The sequence below is a fragment of the Microcoleus sp. B4-C1 genome (assembly GCF_036705285.1).
Classification (GTDB): Bacteria; Cyanobacteriota; Cyanobacteriia; order Cyanobacteriales; family Microcoleaceae; genus Microcoleus.
This window is the reverse complement of sequence record NZ_JAUBUC010000007.1, coordinates 1-16,266: the sequence shown is the minus strand read 5'-3', so window position 1 is coordinate 16,266 and position 16,266 is coordinate 1. Positions and strand designations below refer to the sequence as shown.

Annotated in this window: 14 protein-coding genes and 1 pseudogene; 11 read left to right on the top strand and 4 right to left on the bottom strand. The window is 44.5% G+C overall.

The features are described from left to right. Positions 1-21: 21 nt before the first annotated feature. Both QUB26_RS04340 and QUB26_RS04335 read right to left on the bottom strand, forming a co-directional pair. A complete protein-coding gene (locus QUB26_RS04340; protein ID WP_333316921.1) occupies positions 22-390 on the bottom strand; it encodes a hypothetical protein in 369 nt (122 codons plus the stop codon). Positions 391-411: 21 nt separating this feature from the next. Continuing rightward, positions 412-534: a hypothetical protein gene (locus QUB26_RS04335; RefSeq protein WP_333053255.1), complete on the bottom strand. Its 123-nt coding sequence runs from the start codon at positions 532-534 to the stop codon at positions 412-414. A gap of 798 nt (positions 535-1,332) precedes the next feature. Between QUB26_RS04335 and QUB26_RS04330 the strand changes: the two genes are divergently transcribed. The 8 genes and pseudogenes from QUB26_RS04330 to QUB26_RS04295 all read left to right on the top strand — a co-directional run. Next, positions 1,333-2,364, top strand: coding sequence for a glycosyltransferase family 2 protein (locus tag QUB26_RS04330; protein ID WP_333236270.1), 1,032 nt, complete (start codon positions 1,333-1,335; stop codon positions 2,362-2,364). A gap of 127 nt (positions 2,365-2,491) precedes the next feature. After that, positions 2,492-3,943 (top strand): NAD(P)/FAD-dependent oxidoreductase, encoded by a 1,452-nt coding sequence (locus tag QUB26_RS04325; RefSeq protein WP_333236268.1) that lies wholly within the window; start codon positions 2,492-2,494, stop codon positions 3,941-3,943. A 21-nt stretch (positions 3,944-3,964) separates the two neighbouring features. After that, positions 3,965-4,636, top strand: coding sequence for a nicotinamide riboside transporter PnuC (pnuC, locus tag QUB26_RS04320; RefSeq protein ID WP_333236266.1), 672 nt, complete (start codon positions 3,965-3,967; stop codon positions 4,634-4,636). After that, on the top strand, positions 4,633-5,454 hold the full coding sequence (locus tag QUB26_RS04315) for an AAA family ATPase (RefSeq protein WP_333236264.1): 822 nt from the start codon (positions 4,633-4,635) through the stop codon (positions 5,452-5,454). Before pnuC ends, QUB26_RS04315 begins: the two co-directional genes overlap by 4 nt. A gap of 254 nt (positions 5,455-5,708) precedes the next feature. After that, positions 5,709-5,858 (top strand): hypothetical protein, encoded by a 150-nt coding sequence (locus QUB26_RS04310; protein ID WP_333236262.1) that lies wholly within the window; start codon positions 5,709-5,711, stop codon positions 5,856-5,858. Between the two features lie 424 nt (positions 5,859-6,282). Then, positions 6,283-7,644, top strand: coding sequence for a branched-chain amino acid ABC transporter substrate-binding protein (locus QUB26_RS04305; protein ID WP_333236260.1), 1,362 nt, complete (start codon positions 6,283-6,285; stop codon positions 7,642-7,644). A gap of 203 nt (positions 7,645-7,847) precedes the next feature. After that, positions 7,848-8,924, top strand: coding sequence for a branched-chain amino acid ABC transporter permease (locus QUB26_RS04300; RefSeq protein WP_333316919.1), 1,077 nt, complete (start codon positions 7,848-7,850; stop codon positions 8,922-8,924). 112 nt (positions 8,925-9,036) lie between these two features. After that, positions 9,037-9,256, top strand: a pseudogene (locus tag QUB26_RS04295) (IS701 family transposase); the annotation flags it as partial. Positions 9,257-9,722: 466 nt separating this feature from the next. Here the strand turns inward: QUB26_RS04295 and QUB26_RS04290 are convergent. Both QUB26_RS04290 and QUB26_RS04285 read right to left on the bottom strand, forming a co-directional pair. Beyond that, entirely contained in the window at positions 9,723-11,345 is a 1,623-nt protein-coding gene (locus QUB26_RS04290; RefSeq protein WP_333316918.1) for a glycosyltransferase family 39 protein, read from the bottom strand. A 281-nt stretch (positions 11,346-11,626) separates the two neighbouring features. After that, positions 11,627-12,199, bottom strand: a complete 573-nt coding sequence (locus QUB26_RS04285; RefSeq protein WP_333236254.1) for a Uma2 family endonuclease — start codon at positions 12,197-12,199, stop codon at positions 11,627-11,629. 432 nt (positions 12,200-12,631) lie between these two features. On the opposite strand from QUB26_RS04285, the gene QUB26_RS04280 reads away from it, so the two are divergent. The 3 genes from QUB26_RS04280 (at position 12,632) to QUB26_RS04270 (ending at position 16,148) form a co-directional block, all read left to right on the top strand. Beyond that, entirely contained in the window at positions 12,632-14,197 is a 1,566-nt protein-coding gene (locus QUB26_RS04280) for an ABC transporter permease subunit (RefSeq protein WP_333316916.1), read from the top strand. Between the two features lie 272 nt (positions 14,198-14,469). Further along, positions 14,470-15,285 (top strand): SAM-dependent methyltransferase, encoded by an 816-nt coding sequence (locus QUB26_RS04275; protein WP_333236249.1) that lies wholly within the window; start codon positions 14,470-14,472, stop codon positions 15,283-15,285. Between the two features lie 83 nt (positions 15,286-15,368). After that, on the top strand, positions 15,369-16,148 hold the full coding sequence (locus QUB26_RS04270; RefSeq protein ID WP_333208328.1) for an ABC transporter ATP-binding protein: 780 nt from the start codon (positions 15,369-15,371) through the stop codon (positions 16,146-16,148). Positions 16,149-16,266: the final 118 nt, after the last annotated feature.

Sequence of the window (16,266 nt, the reverse complement as noted above, 5' to 3'; positions counted from 1 at the left end):
CCGGGTTTTTCAATTTTGGGTTTATGTAGATTTTCGATTTCCTAAACTATTGAATCGCATTCTTTCGTATACCTGCGACGGCAACATTCTGTGAGCTTTCGTTCGCGCCTCAATCCTAGCAACTGTCCTCCCTTCACTCGATTCTGATGCTTTTTTTAACTCTAACCCAGCTTCAGTTGGCGCTGTAACTATTATTTTTAATATACTTTCTATTGACAGCAGATACAAATTATGGCGCAAAAGTGCCATTGATAAATCTTCTTTGAACGATCGATACAGCCAAGATAATGTACTCCGGTGATTGCCACTGCGGTTGCTTTTGACAGCTAAGGAATGAGAATTAAATAACTTCCACTCTTGAAAGTGGGACGGGCGGGACGCCCATCCCACAATAATAATTAAAATTGTAAGTTATTTAATTCGCGATCCTAAGTAAATGTAAAAGTTGCTGCTATAGCAGCGATAAATGCTGCTGGGAATTTCGGGATGTTGCTGCCGGATATCTGCCATAATTAAAGAGTGAGATTTTGCCATTGCTGCATAGGATCGCGAATTAAATAATTTACACAATGAAAGTGGGTTGGGCGTCCCGCCCCCCTTTCTGGACGGGCGGGACGCCCATCCCACAAGAACCATCACGCATTCTAAGTTATTTAATTCTCATTCCTAAGCTGGTATGATGACTGAAACTAAGGGCTGATTTAAAGTGTTTTGGAAGGTTTTCATGTAATATAAAAACTTGTTTATGTAAAAGTTTTGGTTCAAAGGGAACTAGCTAAGAGTATGTTAGCAAATTACCAAAGCTCGATCGTACAGTGTCGGAAATTTTAAGACGTATATTTAAATTATATTGCCAAAAGTCATAAAGTGTGCATTGAGTCCGCAGTCGCGATCGAGACTTGGGGCAGCAGTCACTCGCGGATGAGGTCTGTAAAAGAAATTGTACCGCGCAAGTCCTGACAGTTCGTGGGTATCCGTATAAACGATGTTGGATTTTATACGGTGTGCCTACTTATAAAATCAAAGTCTTGTGTATGGCAACACAGCCACACCAAAATGCTGCAGGGGCTTTTTCCGAAGTTTACACAAACAATGATATATTTAAAGATTTTGTAAAGGTGTTGTCTACATCAGGTCACTCTCAGCAAGAGATGGCGTAAAATAGAAGTAAGAATGGGGAAAATTAAATCGAGAATACCAGCAAAAAATATAGTTGAAGATCAACAAAAATCGAGTTATAAATAAAAAAGTAGAGCTGATTTTACCCTTTGTAAAGTAGCACCCATAAAATTCCAGCAAATTTTAGCCCCTGCAATTTAAACAATTTAGGTAATGATTTCTACCGCCGACCCCACTGTATCCGTTATTATCCCAGTCCACAACGGGGGCTCTTACTTCCGCACCTGTTTGTCAAAACTGGCTCAAACTGTGCCCAGGCCGATCGAGATTATTGTAGTAGCAGATGGTGAAAGCGACGGTTCTTGGCGTCTAGCCCAGGAATTCGGCGCCAAAGTGATCAGGATTCCCGAATGCGGAGGGCCAGCGCGCGCCAGAAATTTGGGTGCCCAGGCTGCAAAGGGAGATATTCTGTTTTTTGTGGATGCTGATGTCGCTGTTTGTCCAGAAGCTGTGGGCTATGCGATATCGGTGTTCAAAAATAATCCCTACTTAGCTGCTTTCATCGGCTCTTACGACGATGATCCTGGAGATCCTGATTTTCTATCACAGTACAGGAACTTGCTCCACCACTACGTGCACCAAACAGGTAACGAAGAAGCTTCGACTTTTTGGGGCGCTTGCGGAGTGATTCGTCGGGAAATTTTTTTGCAAATGGGTGGCTTTAATGAGAGTTACCGCCAAGCTTCGATCGAAGATATTGAGTTCGGCTACCGTTTGAAACAAGCAGGTTATAACATTCGGCTGTGCAAAACATTGCAGGTGAAGCATTTAAAGCGGTGGAAACCTATGGGTATGGTGAAAGCTGACTTTTTCTACCGAGCGCTGCCTTGGACAGAACTGATTTGGCGCGATCGCAAATTGAATAACGACCTCAACTTGCAAGTCTCGAACCGCATCAGCGTGATTTTAACTTATGCAGTCCTGCTGGCAACTTTGGGAACCTGCTGGTCGGTGAGCTTTCTGCTACTGGCTGGTTTGCTGGCAATACCGCTGGTAGCAATTAATGCACCGCTTTACCGATTTTTTCACCGTAAACACGGTATCCTATTTGCCCTGAAAACTATTCCGTGGCACTGGCTTTTCTACTTTTACAGCGGACTGGCATTCGCGATCGGCACGGGTCGCTACTTATACCAAAAAAAGCCTGTGACTGGCAAAGTTAGCTTGCCAGTATCCGCTCAATAAATCAAGGCAAATTGTCCTTCAAAATCAGGTAGCTCAATAGGTTCTCAGGGTATTCACGGGTGCATCTGTAACTTGGACAAGTTATAAATAATTGTATGGTTCGATAAAAAAGCTGGAGGTAGGCTGAGTGAAACATTATCCGGTTGCGATCGTCGGTGCAGGCCCTGCGGGCTTGACTGCTGCCTACGAGCTAGTCAAGGAAGGCATCATCCCTGTTGTACTAGAAAAAGGTGATAAAGTTGGGGGAATAGCTCGCACAGAAACCTACAAAGGCTATCGTTTCGACATTGGCGGCCACCGCTTTTATACTAAAGTTGAAGCCGTGCAGCAGTTGTGGCAAGAGGTACTGGGAAATGAGTTTATTAAAGTGCCACGATTGTCGCGAATTTTTTATCGAGGTAAATTTTTCAACTATCCGATTAGTGCCTTCAATACTCTCTTTAATTTGGGCATAATTGAGAGTACGCTGATTATTTTGAGTTATCTGAAAGTGAGAATTTGGCCACTTACGGAAGAAAAAACTTTTGAACAATGGGTTATCAATCGTTTTGGCGAACGCTTGTATAAAACATTTTTTAAGACTTACACTGAAAAAGTTTGGGGCATTCCTTGTTCGGAAATTCAAGCAGATTGGGCGGCGCAGCGGATTAAAGGATTGTCGCTGACGACAGCAATTATTAATGCTTTGTTTGGCAGCAACGACACTAAAACATTAATCAAAGAGTTTGATTATCCGGCTTTGGGGCCGGGGATGATGTGGGAAAAGTTCGCGGAAGCTGTGGAGAATAAAGACGGCAAAGTTTATCTCGATACTAAAGTGATTAGCTTTGAGCGTGAAGGTAATAAGATTAAAAGTATTACTGCGGAGCAAAACGGAGAATTAGTTCAATATTCGGCGGATAATTTCATTACGAGTATGCCGATATCGGCGCTGGTAGCAAGAATGAAACCGCAGCCCCCCGAAGAGGTGTTGCACGCCGCGCGATCGCTCAAATATCGAGATTTTTTGATTGTAGCGCTGATTGTCGATCGCAAGGATTTGTTTCCTGACAACTGGATTTACATTCACTCCCCCGAAGCCAAAGTTGGACGAATTCAAAACTTTAAAAATTGGAGCGCCGCTTTAGTTCCCGATGCCAGCAAAAGTTGTTTAGGAATGGAATATTTCTGTAGCGTAGGCGACGAGATTTGGGAAATGTCGGACGCGGAACTTATCGAATTAGCAACTCGCGAGTTGGTGGGTTTGGGGTTAGCAACAACTGCTGAGGTGGAAGATGGAGTTGTCATACGGCAACTTAAAGCTTATCCAGTTTATGATGGGGAATATCGAGGACACTTGCAGGTACTTGAAGGTTTTTTGAAGGGATTTGAGAATTTGCAGACGATCGGGCGCAACGGTATGCACCGATACAATAATCAAGACCATTCTATGCTGACGGGGATGCTGGCTGTGAGAAATATTCTCGGCGAAAAGCACGATTTGTGGGATGTGAATACGGAGCGATCGTACTATGAAGATTTTAGTGTCGATCGCTCAAAGGACAAAAAGGATTCGGATTTGATTTCGCAGTCAACATAGCCAGCCGAAATAGGGATTGCCATGAAAAAAGCGAACCTGCCAAACTTAATCGGCTTCGCAGCAAGCATCTTCGTGCTCCTGCTTTCAGTGCAGTGGTTTGTCCCTATCCAACTCGACTTAATCGAAGCGATCGCGGCGATCGCTTCTGCTTGGAGCGTTTGGCTGCTTGCTAAAAACAATCCCCTAGGCTGGTGGATCGGCTTAATCGGAGTTATCGCCTACGCTGCGGTGTTTTATCAAGTTAAACTTTACGGCGAAGTTGCGATTCAATTCTTCTATTTAATCACCAGCTTGCAAGCAATTTATATTTGGCTGCAGGGTGGCGAAAACAGCACAGAAAAACCTGTATCTCGCATGGACCAACGCTGGCTCATCCTCACCGCAGTCTTCGTTACAGTTGGTGTATTTGGCTTGCGAACAGTATTAGTATATTTGGGCGGTGCGGCACCATTTTGGGACGCCCTGACCACCATCTTAAGCGCGATCGCCCAGTTGTACCTGATGGAACGCTATCTCGAAAGCTGGTATTTGTGGATTGTTGCAGACACGATTTACGTTCCCTTGTATGCCTCGCGCGGGCTATATCTGACGAGTATTTTGTACGCGATATTTTGCTTAATGGCAATTTTCGGACTGCAAAATTTTCAGCGGATTTACTCGGAACAAAAGTTAAAACAGCAGCAATCTTTATGATACTCGGTGTTACTGTAGGCAAATTTTACCCCTTCCACAAAGGACACGACTACTTAATTCGAGAAGCTAAAAAAAAGGTTGACCGTTTAATCGTTCTCGCCTGTTACAAGACAAATCAAGCAGTTGCAGGAAGCGTTAGAGCCGACTGGATTCGGTTTTTGCATCCCGACGCAGAAGTTATCGAAGTGCTCGACGATTTGCCGGAAGCCCCCGAACCTTGGGCTCAGAGGACTCTTGAGGTGCTTTCCGGGCGAAAACCCGATATCGGTTTTACTTCAGAAGATTACGGGGAACCTTGGGCAAAACTGATGGGAGCTCAACACTGTGCAGTCGATCGCGAACGGCTCAAATTCCCGATTTCTGGAACGCAATTGCGATCGCACCTAGGCGAACACTGGCAAATGCTGACTCCCCCAGCCAAGGCCTACTTTGCCAAACGAGTCTGCGTGCTGGGTGTAGAATCGAGCGGCACAACTACCCTGGCGCGATCGCTCGCACAGCACTACCAAACTGCTTGGGTTCCCGAATACGGCAGGTGTTACTGGGAAGGCAGGCAATATTCGCCCGAACCTGAAATTTGGGACAGCTATGAATTTGTAGAAATTGCCAAGAAACAAGCTGCTATAGAAGACGATATTGCTACTCGCGCTAACAAAGTCGTTATCTGCGATACAGATTCTTTAGCTACTTGTATTTGGCACAAACGTTACGTTGGTTGGGAACACCAGATGGTCGAGCAAATAGCAGACAGCCGCCGCTACGATTTGTATATTTTGACTCAGCCGGATTTCGGGTTTGTTCCATTGGTAACAAGTTAAGCTAAGAAAGCATTTGTCAATCAGCAATTATGCTCAACATTTACTCCGATTTTGGGCATAAAACTGAGATTTGGGCGATCGAGGAATCATGCCGAGGGTGATATTTATACCTACTCCCTCTCAAATCGTGAATTTTCCACTCCTAAAAAAGCAGTTTTTTTGAGTAATATTACTGATTGACAAATGCAATTAAGTCTTAACTTGTCACCAATGGGTTTGTTCAGGATGGAACGCGAGAAAGCGAACATTTACGAATGACTATGCACCAGCAGTTTGTTGAGGTTCTTCAGAATAAAGGAAAGCGGTATATTACTGTGGGAGGAACCCACGAGTTGCGAATGTCGGAGGCAATGGGGGCGATCGATTCAGTGTTGGTGTTTGAAGCATTAAAGGATCTAGAGTAATGATTAATTATGAATATTTTAGTGCCGATCGCTGACAGGAAAAAAGGGATTCATCTTTGATTTGGCAATCAAGCTGATTTGACGCTGGGGGGTTGAAAAAGGGAAAGGAAATCTGTATTTTCCTTTCTCTTTTAAATTTTAACTGGTTTAACTGGTTTTAACTGGTTCCCACGCTCTGCCTGCAAACCCATTTCACTCTTGCTCTGCCTCGTGTGCTGGAAGCAGAGCCTCCCGGTAGGCATTCCCCGGCCGAGCCTGGGAACGAGAAACAGAGGCTGGGAACGATAGAAAACGAGAGAAACAGCTTGTTGCAGCGGTGTATCTTTAAAAGTTGGTCTAAAATTTGAAAATTTGTGCTAACCCTTGACTACATACTTAAAACAGTGGAAATATGCTAAGACGCCAGCAACAAACAAACCAACCTATGAACTTTTCCAAGAAGTCAGGGGGCAAAAGTGCCACATCCCCAACAATCAACTCAACACACAATCTCGGCGTCGGAGGATTGCGGAAATTACTTTTTGCCGCCGGCATAGCCTCTCTGTGCGCTAGCTGTCAAAATCCTGAAGCACCCACCGCCACAACTCCCGGAGGCAGCCCCGGAACCAGTCCCGCAGCCACTCCCGTCGCAGTCAGCAGCCCCGGAGACCCAAATACTGTCAAAATTGTCTCCATGCTGCCCATGACAGGCAGCGCCTTGGGTCAAGCTCAAACAATGGTCAACGGAATCCAACAAGCCCTCGCCGAAACCAACTCCAAAGCTTGCGACGGCAAAATCCAAATCCAATACGAAGTTTTCGATGACGCCACCGCCGCCGCCGGCAAATGGGACCCGGCCCAAGTAACCTCGAACTCCAACAAAGCCGTCGCTGACGCTTCGGTAGTTGCCGTCATCGGTCACTATAACTCCGGTGCCGCCAAACTTTCCATTCCCGTGCTCAACCAAGCTAACATCGTCATGATCAGTCCGGCCAACACTTATCCGGGACTGACTAAACCAGGAAAAGGTGAAGCCAAAGAACCTAACGTTTATTATCCCACAGGCACTCGTAATTTCACCCGCGTTGTCCCCGCTGACGACCTTCAAGGGGCTGTAGCTGGCAACTGGGCGAAATCTTTAGGCGTACAAAAAGTCTACATTCTCGACGACCAAGAACTATACGGCAAAGGCATCGCTGATGTTTTTGAAGCAACTGCTAAAAAGTTGGGAATTCAAGTCCTCGGAAGAGAGGGAATTGATATTAAAGCTAGCGACTACAAGGCGTTAATGAATAAGATCAAAGCTTTAAATCCCGACCTGATTTACTTCGGTGGCACTACTCAAAGCAATGCCGGACAAATAATTAAAGACATGAGAAATGTCGGAATGACGCCTGATGCAGTTAAGTTCATGGGGCCCGACGGCATTAAAGAGCAAGCTTTAATTGACGCGGCGGGCAAAGATGCCGAAGGAATTTACGCTACTTTTGGCGGCTTGCCTCCTCAAGAATTGACTGGTGCGGGCGCGAAGTGGTACGAAAGTTACAAGGCAAAATATAATGCTGAACCGGAAGCTTATGCAGCTTACGCCTATGAAGCTGCTAAAGTTGCGATCGGCGCAATTAATAAAGTTTGCAAAAATGACCGTGCTGCTATCCGCGAAGCTGTCTTGGCAACTAAAGATTTTAACGGGGTACTAGGCACTTGGAGTTTTGACACCAACGGCGACACGAGCTTGACTACAATGTCAGGAAATGTTGTTAAAGGTGGAAAGTGGGAGTTCGTGAATGCGCTCAAGACCGAATAATTAATTAGAGGACAGAGGGAAGTTAGGCAACGGATTTTATAACGGCTGTAACGGATATCGGAAAGAAGGAAGAAGGAAGAAGGGATAATAAAAAATTATGCCTTTTTCCTTCTCCCTCCAATGTCCCATGCCCGATGCCCGATGCCCAATTCCCGATTCCCAATTCCCAATTCCCGATTCCCAATTCCCAATTACTCAAAAACATGAAAAACTGGAAAAGTATTCTCTTATATCTAGGTGTAGTTTATATAGTTTTGCTATTAGGCCCGATCGCAGGATTTGATTTGCCAAAAATCCTTGGAGAAATAGTCAGCAATCCTGAAGTTTTGATTCAACAATTATTAGTTGGTCTTGTCAACGGCGCGCTGATTGCAATTATTGCTTTGGGTTACACTATGGTTTATGGCATTATTGAGTTAATCAATTTTGCTCATGGCGATTTGTATATGTTGGGTGCTTTTGCTTCCCTAACCGTGTTCGGGGCTTTTGGGATTCAAGATGGCGCACCTTTAGCTATTGCTATACCGGTGATGCTAGTTGCTTTAATTGTATGTTCCGCGTTTTGTGCTGGGCTGAATATTGTTGTGGAAAAGTATGCTTATCGACCTTTGCGAAATGCTCCCCGGTTGGCTCCTTTAATTTCAGCGATTGGAGTTTCTTTTATTTTCCAAAATATGGGGTTATTTTGGGGAGGATTAAAAGCTTTTATTCCGGTGATGGGTTCTAATTCGGCTGCGCCGAAAAGTTTTCCCGATTTGTTGCCGCGAGTTGATATTTTTAAAGCTTTGGGAATTCAAACGAGTATTGTATTTACTACGAAAGATTTAATTGTGTTGGTAGTGGCGGTGGTATTGATGGTTTTGCTTCATGTGTTTGTGCAATACACTCGTCTGGGAAAGGCGATGCGGGCAACTGCTCAAAGTCGCGATGCTGCTAAAATTATGGGGATTAATGTCGATCAGATTATTGCTCTGACTTTTTTGATTGGGGGAGCTTTGGCGGGTTCTGCGGGTATTTTGGTGGGTTTGTACAACAATACTATTGTTTTTACGATGGGGTTTACGGCTGGTTTGAGGGCTTTTACGGCGGCGGTTTTGGGGGGGATTGGCAATATTGTCGGGGCGATGTTAGGAGGCGTTTTGATTGGGTTGCTTTCGTCTTTGAGCGATCAGTATTTGTCGAGCCGCTGGACTAATGCTTGGGTGTTTGGGGTTTTGGTGGTGATTTTGGCTTTTCGGCCAGGCGGTTTGTTGGGAGAGAATGTTCAGGAAAAGGTTTGAAGGTGCTGGTTGAAAAAATGGCAAGAGATACTTATCGGGACTTCAACAAAAAATACGAGCTAAATGAGTTCTAATGCTTGAAGAGCAAGCATATAACGTTAAAGAATGAGCAATGAAAGAGACGACCCCCGCCGCGATGCCCCCCTGCTTGGATAAATGGTGTCAAAGATTTGACGATATCTTTGGTCATCAAGCCCAAAAACGGGAGTTTAGGAACTATTTAGGCGGATTATTATTGGGCTATCGGGAGCGAAAAAACCTCTCGCAGATGGCGACAAACGCCTTGGCGAGTAATTTACCACAAATTACACCATTTTTTAACTGCTGCGCCCTGACGGGGTTGTTAACCCGTCAGCAATTTGATATTATTGATAGCCATTGCTTAAAGTTGTGCTGTGATTCAAGGTCAAAAAATCAAGACAATGGGAATTCAAAAATAGGTGGGTAGGTTAACTGAATACGGGCGCTCGATACGTGGCCATAGTAGTTTTTAGATTCGATTATACGGTCAATGTTGGGCCGAGCGTTGCGGAGGGAGTTGGCATGGAATGCAAGTCAAGACATTATTACGCTCATTAATCGGAATTAGGCGCACTAAACTACGATTTTTTTAGAGGGGTATGAGGGCTATGTCCTTGATTATATCAATGTTTTGACTCTTGTTGTCACCCCCTCATGGGTAATGCTTGTATCACAGTTTAAATGCACAACAGCTTATATTGATTGTCCAGTGACCCGCTCACTCATGCTATCTCAACAATCTACTGCCGACAAAGAAGACCCCAAAGTCTCATGGTTCTAGCGCTGGGTTGTTTTAAGTTTGGGAGGAATTCGATAAATAACCCAGTTGGGTGTTTCTTGATAGAGTTCCAATGTTTTTTGAATGTACGCAACCAATTTAGGGTTATCTTTTGCTATTTGATTATTGTCATATTTAACAATTCCCATCCAATCTGCTCCCTGGATAATCAGGTCTTTCAAGAGTAGAATTAAAGTATCCTCTTTTATTTTCTCTCTCCAATTAACCCTATTTTGTCTAATGCTGCCTTGATAGCTCTCAGGAGGAAAAACCCAGCCACGTCGTTGACTATAATAGATAGCGACGGGATCGCCACCTCCACGATTAGCTATGGTAACAACAAGGTCACTTGGTTGAGTTATTTGCTGCAAAGCTATCCCTAGTTCGTAGCCATCTTTAGCCCACGGATAATAGCACCATGTATTTAACTGTTTATAACCAATTCCAGAAATGATTAGTAGTATTGCCGTTATGAGTGCTAATGCTGAAGATGAGCCTCCGACTCGCTTGGCGAATGAAGCAAGTGCTATCAAACCATTTCCTGCTAGAGCGGCGGCGGCTGGGTTGATAATATTTAAGTTAGAGGGATTTGCGACGAGCTGTTGAGCGCCAATGAAGTAATAAATTGCAAAAGCAAGTATCCACCAATGAAACATCCCTGGTACTGGTACAGCTACATTACTTGACTGCTCCTCAGATTCCGGGGTAGGAAGTTTATAATGAGGAGGAAGGAACAAACCAATAGCAACAAGGAGCATGATGGGATATGTCCAAAGCCAGTTATAAATAATATTATATAGTTTAGGAAAGAAATATTTTTGTTGCCACCATTCACGTAACTGACTATCCCACAGCCAGTTCCCGCTGCCAGCAAAGTGGTAAGGCGGATAGGTGAGAGCAAGATGCCTCGCCCACAAATAATAGGCAATTACTGGCAGGAGGATGGAAATAGCAGCTACTCCAATTACTATCAGCTTTTTCGGGCGCAGTAATCCTCGATGACCCAGGACAACAAATATTGTATAGAGCATCGGAATGCCAATGATTAAACCTGGTAGTTTGGTTAAAAAGCCCCAAATTGCAAAGAGGGTGGCAAGTAATAAATAGTACCAGCGGTCAGTTTGTAGGTAAGCAATCAGCATCCAGAAACTTGTGACAACTAATGCAACCATTGCCGGGTCGGGAAGGAAAGACCGATCCAGATATATATTTCCTGGAAAAATGGCGAGAATTGCGGCACTCATAAGAGCGCGATCCCGATCCCAAATACGAGAAACTAACTGATAGAAGGCAAATATTCCCCACAAGCTAAACAGGACAACCACACTGCGTCCCACCCAATCATGCTGTCCCAATAAAGTATAGAGAAGGGCTGTAATATAAGTAACTGTTTGAAATTCGCGTCCATTATAGCTAGGCCCTGGCCCATCCCAGCTAACTTCAGGGTAGAAGATATTCCAATTTCTGCGATATAAATTTTCGGCCATCATGGCTGTGCTTGACTGACGCCAACTAAAGGTATCCATAAATGGCTGATTGATATTAATCAATCGCACAATAGCTGCCACTACAAGAATTGATATCAGGAGATAAGTGGTGTTCCTATAAATTGGAATTTTCATTTGATATCTGATGATATAAAAAAATATCTGACCTGTAAAGCTACGCAGTAAGCTAGTGGAACCTAGACAAGGGCAGCGCTAGCTAGCTAAGTTTACACATTGGAAGATATATTGGTCAAGCAGCAAAAGCTTAAACTATATGTTAAGGATGAAAATAGTCAGCGTTCGCTGTCATCTTCCTACTACTGAAAAAATACTTAATGGGGCGATCGGCAACATTAAATTTTTATTTCCAAATCTAAGAGAGCGCTTCTCAATTGAGTGGAATACTGTACGCCCAATTAAATATTCCCTGGTTTGAGCCAGCCAAAAACTTCGCCTAAAGTCAACTGCATTTCCGGCAGAAAATTGGGCATCGGAAGTATATCTGTTGGTTCTTGCAAGGAAATCGGCTGCTGTCTTGCGGGATAGGCTAAAATGTTTTTTTCATCGGGATCGAGCAACCAACCCATCTGACAACCGGCATTCAAACAGTGCAAAATATTGTTTGTGACTTTGGTTTGGCTTTGGGCTGGGGACAAAATTTCTATTGTCCAGTCTGGGTGAGCATTGAATGTATTGGCAATTTCGCCGTCAGCGTCTAGGGGAATGCGATTCCAAACAAAAATGGCGACATCGGGCACAATAGAACGTCCGCCAAAGGTGCAGCGAAGTTCTGGTAGGGCTAGGGCAATTTGCGGTTTCTCTGCGATGTCGTTGGTGACTGTTACGAGTCTGCCTTGTAGTTTGCTGTGTTTTCCTTGCGGCATAGGTTTTTGTAAAATGACACCTTTGATGTATTCGCTAGCGGGTTTGGTTTCTGGGAGTTGCAAAAACTCGTCGAGGGTGATAGTTTTTTGAGGTGCTTGTACCATATAGCGATCGCCCGTTTGAAGTGTGTTGGGGTAACAGTTCCAGTATATAGCAGTTGACAGTTGACAGTTGACCCTTCGACTACGCTCAGGACAACGCAGTTGACCCTTCGACTACGCTCAGGGCACCGCAGTTGACAGTTGACTAATGGTAAGGTGCGTCGCTATGAGATTGTCTATTTTTTTGAGGGATTCTTTGTGGCGACGCACCCTACGACTAATCACTAATGATTACTGACTGCTGACCAAGAATTTTTTGATGGTACCCGCCACGTGATTTATCTCGCGCAAGTCAATCCTTGCATCTCAAATCTAAAATCCTTGCGTCCCCCGAATTTATCTCGCGCAAGTCAATCCTTGCATCTCAAATCTAAAATCTAAAATCGAATGACTGCTGACTAATGACTGCTGACTAATAACTAATAACTTCCTGCTATGTCAAACAAGATAATCCAAGCAATTAAATCGACTGGTATTTTAGGGGCGATCGCCTCTTTGACTGTTTTGTTATTCGGCGGTTGGAGCGGCACGGTGATCGGGTGGCTGATGGGTACGGCTGCGGGCTTTATGAGCTGTCGGGATCAGAAGGTTTATAGCCCGAAAATGGGTGCTGCGATCGGCAGTTTAGCGGGATTGGGATTGGGAGTTTGGCTGTTAGTTGCGAGTGTGGTAGAAGGGGTTTTGATTAGGCCTTTGTCTGGTCAACCTGCTGTTGCTTTGCCGACTACGCTGCTGTACGGGATTTGCAGTTTGACGATCGCAATTTTGACAGCTACGTTAATGGGTGCTTTGCAGGGTTTGCAGGGGGAACGCCAGCGGCTGGCAACTCTGGTGACATTAGCTTTTATTCTAATTCTGTTTCCGTTTATCGACATTCAGGCTCAGACTGGCTGGATTGCTACTGTAGTACAGATTCAAATCTTTATTATGTTGGCGTTGGGTTTGAATATTACTGTGGGTTTTGCGGGTTTGTTGGATTTGGGATATGCGGCGTTTTTTGCGATCGGCGCTTACACGACAGCTTTGCTATCTTCTGGACAGTTAAATATTACTTGGAACTTTTGGGTGGTACTGCCGATCGCCGCCGGTGTAGCTGCGATCGCGGGCGTAATCCTGGGTATTCCGACACTGCGGCTCAAGGGCGATTATTTGGCAATTGTTACCCTCGGTTTTGGCGAAATTATCCCGGTTGTCTTTAGGAATTTAACCGCGATTCGGATTGACGAACCAGTCTCGAAGATTGTTGCTTCCCTGTTGGGGAAACCCGAGTTGGTGCTGTGTCTGGTTGGGTGCGATCGACCTTTTAACCTCACCGGCGGCGAAGCGGGAATAAACCCGATCGGGCGTCCATCTCTCCCCATCGTCGGCACTTTCAGCACCGGCAACTACTTTCCCTGGTACTACCTAATTTTGCTGCTAGTTGTCTTCGCTTACTTCATGATTTCGCGGCTGCGAGATTCCCGCTTGGGGAGGGCGTGGAATGCCATGCGCGAAGATGAATTAGCGGCTAGTGCGATGGGCATTAACCTGGTCAAAACCAAACTTTCGGCTTTTGCGATGGGAGCGACGTTTTCGGGCTTTGCAGGCGCGTTTTACGCCGCCTATATCAGCGCAATTTTTCCCAGCGTTTTCGATTTCTCGGTGTCAGTAATCATCCTGTGTATGGTGATTTTAGGCGGTTTGGGGAATATGACCGGGGTGATTTTGGGGGCTATCATTATCATGTCTGCCGATCGGCTTTATCTGCCACAATTAGCGCAAGTCCTCAAGGGTTTTCTGAATACTTTTGTACTCCCCAGGATTGCAATTCCCCAGTTGCGAGACTTTCTGGCAACCAGTTTAGACCCGATTCAAATGCGCTTATTTCTATTCGGCCTAACTCTTGTTGTCATGATGCTCGTGCGGCCGGAGGGGCTGATTCCTGATAAGATACACCAAGCTGAACTTCATTCGGATGCTGAAGCGAGCAATGAGTCTTTACCAGATGCGAGAAGTCAATAAGTAGGTAAGGACAAAAACCCTAGTATTTTGTAGGCGGGTTTAGCTAAGAATCTAGGATGCAACTCACATTTTGCACCATTCTCAAGAACAGGCAAGATGCCTGTTCCCCAATAAAATTCACTCTTTGTGGAACAGGCATCTTGCCTGTTCATAAAAACCTTATTTAGAATGGTGCAACATCTCAGATACAAGGGAGTTTAGGGGTGTAAAAACCCCGTCCCCATCTAATGTTTATTTGTAACCAACTACTTAGTAAGGGTGAAAGATTAGCCATGAAAAATGTAACGGGTACTGCTTTTATCGTTGCGGAATTTAGAGCAGAAGAGAATGAAGAGGAAATTCCTCTCTATACTGATCATGTAGTAAAAATATGGCTGAATGAGGAAACAAAAAAAATAGCTGACCAAATAGCTCACAACTCTCCCGCAGCTAAAGAAATGGTTAAGTTGCGGACTAAATATTTTGATGATGTTTTGTCAAATCAAATTTTAGGAGGTTGCAAGCAAGTAGTTATTTTAGGTTCTGGTTTGGATACTCGCGCTGCTAGAATTAATGGAGAAGGAGTGATTTATTTTGAAATAGACGACCGCGCTACTCTTCAATTAAAAGAAGAAACTCTCAAAGCTAACAAAGTTACTGCCAATGTTCGCTACCTCCCCGGCGATTACGTAAAAGACGGTTTAATCTCCTTGCTGAAACAGAGTGAATTTGATTTCGCTCGACCGACATATTTTTTGTGGGAAGGCAACACTACCTTGCTTGACAAAAAAGATGTAATATTTGTATTAGAACAAATTCGCGACAATGTTGATAATTTTCGATTGTCCTTTGATTATATGTCGGAAAAGGTAATTTTGAGAACCACGGGCTACCAAGATATCAATGATTACATAGATAAATACGAAAGTATGTATGCACCGTGGATTACTGGGTTTGAAAAGATTGCAGCTTTGGCTGACGAACTCAATCTCAAACTTATTGAAAACTTTTCGACGGCCGATTTACACGCACAATATCGCCCTGGCCGTTCGCTAGAATCTAATCTTTTTAAGTTCTATTTTGTCTGTACGTTAGAAAATATGTCCTAAAATATCCCAAATTGATTCGCGTGCGTGAAACCTCGCGAGCATCCCGCTCGCACTACTATAAAATCTTAGAAAACAGAACCAAAATGTCATTATTAGAAGCACAGCAACTTACAATGCGATTCGGTGGTTTGACTGCCGTCAACCAGGTTAGTTTAACATTGGAAAAAGGCTCGATCGCCAGTTTGATCGGCCCCAACGGTGCGGGCAAAACTACTTTTTTTAATATGCTTACGGGTATTTACAAACCGAGTGGCGGTCAGTTGCTTTTGGAACAGAAAAATATCACGGGCTTGCCTCCGGATCGCCTGACAACTTTCGGCATTGCTAGAACTTTTCAAAATATCCGCTTGTTTAACAACATGACTGTGCTGGATAATGTTTTAGTAGGTAGACACTGCCGATTGAAAACAGGTTTGTTGGGTGCAATCCTCCGCCCTCCCGCTGCAAATCTGGAGGAGCGGGAAGCTAAAATAAAAGCGCTCACTATGCTTGATTTTGTCGGTTTAGGTGCTTCTAAAGCGCTGGAGTTGGCAAAAAACCTTTCCTACGGCGACCAGCGGAGATTGGAAATTGCGCGGGCTTTGGCTTCCGATCCGAAAGTGTTGCTTTTGGACGAACCGACTGCCGGGATGAACCCGAACGAAACGGCTGATTTAACTCGCTTTATTTACCGGATTCGCGATGAGTTGAATTTGAGTATTTTGCTGATTGAACATGATATGAAAGTGGTGATGGGAATTAGCGATCGCGTGAGTGTTATGGAGTACGGTACTAAAATTGCTGAGGGAACTCCAGATCAAGTTCGCGCCGATCCTCGCGTAATTGAGGCATATTTGGGAAAAGAAGAAGATGGACATGGATAGTATAGAATAACTATAGCAATCCTAAATGATTTGTGTAATTTTTGTAGGGGCAAACCCCCCGTGGTTGCCCCGATGCAGGCTGGGGTAGGCACGGGGAGTAGGGGTAGCACTACCCCTA